Here is a 4,990-nt window from a genome sequence, read left to right as displayed (position 1 = left end):
CCGCACCCCTCCGAGGAGGGGTGCGGGGCCCGTCGCCGTCCCGGGGCTCAGCGAGGGCGGACATCGACGCCGAGATAGGACCGTCCCGCCGAGATAGGACCGCACGAGGCCCTATCTCGACGCACGCGTCCTATCTCGGCGGCACATGCCCGGGCGACGGACGGGCAGTGGGCAGCGTCCGGGCACACGAGAGCCCCGCCGACCCGGGCGGGTCGGCGGGGCTCTCGTGGTCGGGCGCGGCGTCAGGCGCCGGCGTGCCGCTCCGCCTGGTCGACCAGGCGCGCCAGCTCGCGGCGCATCTGCGCGATGTCGTCCTGCCTCGGGTAGAGGTCCAGGCTCGCGAGGTGCTGCTTCGCGTCGAGCGGCCGGTCGGCCTCGACGGCGGCGAGCACGAGCTCGCGCCCGACCTCCGGGTCGTGGTCCTTCGGGTGCCAGTGCCCGGTGCCGAGGCCGAGCGCCTCGACGGGCAGCCCCGCCTCGCGCAGCAGCCGCAGGCCGGTGACCAGGGCCGCGCCGGAGGGGTCGCGCTCGGCGGCGGTCGTCAGCCGGCGGAGCGTCCCCTCCAGGTCGTCGCGCACGGACAGCCGCGCGACCTCGACCAACGGGTACCAGGCGCGGGGGTTGCCCGCGAGCTCCTCGCCGAGCGACCACACGGCCAGATCCGCGGCGCGCTGGCGCTCCGCGTCGTCGGCCTCGGCGGTCAGGGGGTCGTCGTCGACGCCGGTCACGGCGTGCCGGCGGACGATCTCGGCGAGGGCCGCGAAGGCGCGCTCGTCGTTGGGATCGTCGCCGAGGCGGGACCTCAGGGCGTCCTCCTGGGGGACGTCGCCGTGCCGGGTCGCGCCCGTCGGGCGGCGCGCCCCGATCCGGGACGCGGGCACGGGGCGACCCAGCAGGCGGCGCAGTCGGGGCAGCAGAGCCATGATGCGACACTATCCGGTGCACTCGTCCCGCACCGGTCGAACGGTCCGCCGGCCCATCGGCCACGCTCGGGACCTTTGTCGGTTCCCCACAACGGGGCCCTATGCTCACGGCATGCCTCAGCCCCGCCGGACGTCCGCGGCCCCCGCCCCCGAGGGCGCCGCCCCGGCCGACGACGCCGCCCGGGCCGCCGCCGCGGTCGACGGCCTGTCCCCCGCCCGCACCCGCACCCGCGCCGGCCGCATCGCCACGGCGCCCGACGCCAGCAACGGCGAGACCCTGCGCCGCGTCCGCGAGGGCAGCGGCGTGCTCGCCGCGGCGGCGATGCGCCGGCTGGACGAGGACCTCGACTGGTACCGCGCCCTGCCCGCCGACGACCGGTCGTGGGTCGGGCTCGTCGCGCAGGCGGGCATCACCGCGTTCGTCACCTGGTTCGCCGACCCGTCGCGCCCGCCGCACGGCGTCGGCGAGATCTTCGCGACCGCCCCGCCCGAGCTGACCCGGTCGATCTCCCTGCAGCACACGCTGCAGCTGGTCCGCGTGGTGGTCGACGTCGTGGAGTCGCACAGCGACCGGCTCGCGGCGCCCGGCGGCGAGCGGGACCTGCTCGAGGCCGTGCTGCGGTACTCCCGCGAGGTGGCCTTCTCGGCCGCCGAGGTCTACGCCCGCGCCGCCGAGGTCCGCGGGGCCTGGGACGCCCGGCTGGAGGCGCTGGTCGTGGACGCGCTGCTGCGCGGCGACGTCGACGACTCCCTCCGGTCCCGGGTCGCCGCGCTCGGCTGGAGCGGCCGCGGCAGCACGCTGGTCGTCGTCGGCACGACCGCCTCCCCGCTCGACGACGTCCGGACGTCCGACCTGCGCCGGGCGACCCGCCGCGCCGCGGACGACGCGCTGGTCGGCATCCAGGGCGACCGGCTGGTCGTGTTCCTCGGCGGCACCGGCGACCTGCGCGAGGCCGCGGCGTCCCTGCTCCCGCGGTTCGGCCCCGGGCCCGTGGTCTTGGGCCCCACCGGCGCGGACCTCGCCGACGCCGCCCGGTCCGCCCGCGCCGCGCTCGCCGGGCTGGCCGCCATCTCCGCGTGGCCGCAGGCGCCGCGCCCGGTGCTCGCCGACGACCTGCTGCCCGAGCGGGTGCTCGTCGGCGACGCGAGCGCCCGGGCGCTGCTGGTCGAGCAGGCGTACGTCCCGCTGCTGGCCAGCACCGGCAGCCTGCTGGAGACGCTGACCGCCTACCTGGCGGCGGGCCGGTCCCTGGAGGCCGCGGCCCGCACGCTCTACGTGCACCCCAACACCGTCCGGTACCGGCTGCGCCGCGTCGCCGAGGTCACGGGCTGGGACCCCCTGGACCCGCGCGAGGCCTACGTCCTGCAGCAGGCCCTCGCGGTCGGCCGCCTGGACCACCCCGGCGCCTGACCCCCGCCGAGGTCGGCGGTTCCGGCCACCGCACCCCCGGCGGGACCGGCGACCTCGGGCGCAACCGCCGACCTCGCGCCCCGCGGGACGCCGCGGGGCCCCGCGAGCGTTGTGGGACCCGGACAAGTCGGACCCGGCAACCGTGTGCGGGTCGTGAGCGGGCGCGGCGCGTCCGCACCGGCAGAGTGGTCGGGTGCTCGCGATCGTCTGCCCCGGACAGGGCGCCCAGACCCCCGGAATGCTCGCCCCCTGGCTCGAGCTGCCCGGATCCGCCGACCGCCTGGCGGCCTTCTCGGAGGCCTCGGGCGTCGACCTGACGGCGCACGGGACGACCTCCGACGCCGACACCATCCGCGACACCGCGGTGGCCCAGCCCCTCATCGTGTCCACCTCGCTCCTCGCGCTCCGTGCGCTCGAGGACGAGGGCGGCCCGGTGACGGCCGGCGCCACGGCGGGGCACTCGGTCGGCGAGTTCGCCGCCGCGGCCGTCGCGGGCGTGCTCGACGACGCCGCCGCGGTGGCCCTGGTCGGGCAGCGCGCCCGGTTCATGGCCGAGGCCGCGGCCGCGGTGCCCACCGGCATGACCGCCGTCCTCGGCGGCGACCCGGACGAGGTGCTCGCGGCGATCGAGGCGGCCGGCCTGTGGCCCGCCAACGTCAACGGCGGCGGCCAGGTCGTCGCCGCCGGCGCCCAGGACGCCCTGGCCCGGTTCGCCGAGAACCCGCCGGCCCGCGCCCGCGTCGTGCCGCTGGCGGTCGCCGGCGCCTTCCACACCCCGTTCATGGAGCCCGCCCGGGACGCGTTCGCCGCCGTGGCCGCCGAGGCCGCCGCCGCGTCCCCGCGCGTGACGCTCCTCACCAACGCCGACGGCAGCGCCTTCGGCCCGGACGCCGCCGGCGCCGACGTGGTGGCCCGCCTGGTGTCGCAGATCGCCTCGCCGGTGCGCTGGGACCTGTGCCAGGCGACCCTCGTCGAGCTCGGCGTCACCGGCCTGCTGGAGCTCGCCCCCGGTGGTGTGCTCAAGGGCCTGGCCCGGCGTAGCCTGCCCGGGGTGGAGACGGTCGCGATCACCTCGCCGGCCGACCTGCCCGCCGCCCGGGACCTCGTCGCCCGCCACACCGCGACCCCCGGCGCCGCGCCCACGACCGACGACTCCCGGGAGACCGCGAAGTGACCCGCCCCACCCTGACCCAGGCGACCGGCCCCGCCCACACGCGGATCCTCGGCCTGGGCGCCGCCCGCGGCGAGAACGTCGTCCCGAACGACGACCTGGTCGGCCCGATCGACTCCTCCGACGAGTGGATCCGGCAGCGCACCGGCATGGTGACCCGCGTCCGCGCGGGCGCCGACACCGACGTGCTCGACCTGGCGGAGACCGCCGCCCGCGAGGCGATCGCGAACGCGGGCCTGACCGGCGCGGACATCGACGCGGTCATCCTGGCGACCGTCACCTACTTCCACCAGACGCCGTCGGGCGCCGCGATCCTCGCGGACCGGCTCGGCGCCACCCCGGCCGCCGCGTTCGACGTGTCGGCCGCGTGCGCGGGCTACTGCTACGGCATCGGCCAGGCGGACGCCCTGGTGCGCGCCGGCACCGCGCGCAACGTGCTGGTCATCGGCGCGGAGAAGATGAGCGAGTTCGTCGACCCGACGGACCGCTCCATCTCCTTCCTGCTCGGCGACGGCGCGGGCGCGGTCGTGATCGGTCCCTCGGACTTCCCCGGCATCGGCCCGACCGTGTGGGGCTCGGACGGCTCGCAGGCGCAGGCCATCCGCCAGACCCACTCCTGGCTGGACACCCGGGACAAGGGCGCGGGCTGGCCGACGCTGCGCCAGGAGGGCCCGAGCGTCTTCAAGTGGGCCGTCTGGCAGATGGCCCCGGTCGCCGAGAAGGCCCTGGCCGCCGCGGGCGTCACCGCCGACCAGATCGACGCGTTCATCCCGCACCAGGCGAACATGCGGATCATCGACCAGATGATCAAGCAGCTGAAGCTGCCCGAGACCGTCGCGGTCGGCCGGGACATCGCCGACACCGGCAATACCTCGGCGGCCTCCATCCCGCTCGCGACCGAGCGCCTCATCCGCGAGGGCCAGGCGAAGAGCGGCGACCTGGCGCTCCAGATCGGCTTCGGCGCGGGCCTCGTCTACGCCGCCCAGGTGGTCGTGCTGCCCTGACGGGGCGCCCGGCCGCAGTACCGTTCATCGACCGCACGACCGTCGCCCCGCCTCACGGCGGGGTGCAGCACACAACCAAGGAGACACCGATGGCGCACAGCGAGCAGGAGATCCTGGCCGGCCTGGCCGAGATCGTCAGCGAGGAGACCGGCCTGCCGACCGACTCGGTCCTGCCCGAGAAGTCGTTCACGGACGACCTCGACATCGACTCCCTGTCGATGATGACGATCGTGACCCTGGCCGAGGAGAAGTTCGAGGTCCGCATCCCGGACGACGAGGTCAAGAACCTCGCGACCGTCGGCGACGCGGTGTCGTTCATCTCGAACGCCCAGGCCTGAGACACCCGACCGGGGTCCGCGCCGCGCCGCCGCCTCCGCGCGGCGTCCGGGAGCCCAGCGCTCCCGCGGCGCGGACCCCGGTCGCGGGGGGGGGGGGGGGGGGGGGAGGCAGAGAGGACCCACCCACACAAAACCACAACAAC

5 protein-coding genes are annotated in these 4,990 nt (G+C 76.8%); 4 read left to right on the top strand and 1 reads right to left on the bottom strand.

Features of this window, described 5'->3' with window-relative positions; translation table 11 throughout:
- Positions 1-242 precede the first annotated feature (242 nt).
- Positions 243-923: a hypothetical protein gene (locus AC3WUG_RS19385; protein WP_492329163.1), complete on the bottom strand. Its 681-nt coding sequence runs from the start codon at positions 921-923 to the stop codon at positions 243-245.
- A 112-nt stretch (positions 924-1,035) separates the two neighbouring features.
- On the opposite strand from AC3WUG_RS19385, the gene AC3WUG_RS19380 reads away from it, so the two are divergent.
- From AC3WUG_RS19380 to AC3WUG_RS19365, 4 genes are all read left to right on the top strand, one after another.
- Complete coding sequence (locus AC3WUG_RS19380) at positions 1,036-2,334, top strand: PucR family transcriptional regulator (RefSeq protein ID WP_492329162.1); 1,299 nt, start codon at positions 1,036-1,038, stop codon at positions 2,332-2,334.
- Positions 2,335-2,527: 193 nt separating this feature from the next.
- Entirely contained in the window at positions 2,528-3,508 is a 981-nt protein-coding gene (locus AC3WUG_RS19375) for an ACP S-malonyltransferase (RefSeq protein ID WP_492329161.1), read from the top strand.
- Entirely contained in the window at positions 3,505-4,509 is a 1,005-nt protein-coding gene (locus tag AC3WUG_RS19370; protein WP_492329160.1) for a beta-ketoacyl-ACP synthase III, read from the top strand. Before AC3WUG_RS19375 ends, AC3WUG_RS19370 begins: the two co-directional genes overlap by 4 nt.
- Before the next feature lie 89 nt (positions 4,510-4,598).
- Positions 4,599-4,847: an acyl carrier protein gene (locus tag AC3WUG_RS19365; RefSeq protein ID WP_146838928.1), complete on the top strand. Its 249-nt coding sequence runs from the start codon at positions 4,599-4,601 to the stop codon at positions 4,845-4,847.
- Positions 4,848-4,990 lie beyond the last annotated feature (143 nt).

Source organism: Cellulomonas sp. EB106-03-03-XG116 (genome assembly GCF_058792015.1).
Note: the sequence above shows the minus strand (reverse complement) of the source record. Positions and strands in the feature narration are given on the sequence as shown.

Coding starts and splice junctions, on each gene's coding strand:
- AC3WUG_RS19385 (WP_492329163.1), bottom strand. CDS start 923: ATGGCTCTGCTGCCCCGACTGCGCCGCCTGCTGGGTCGCCCCGTGCCC.
- AC3WUG_RS19380 (WP_492329162.1), top strand. CDS start 1,036: ATGCCTCAGCCCCGCCGGACGTCCGCGGCCCCCGCCCCCGAGGGCGCC.
- AC3WUG_RS19365 (WP_146838928.1), top strand. CDS start 4,599: ATGGCGCACAGCGAGCAGGAGATCCTGGCCGGCCTGGCCGAGATCGTC.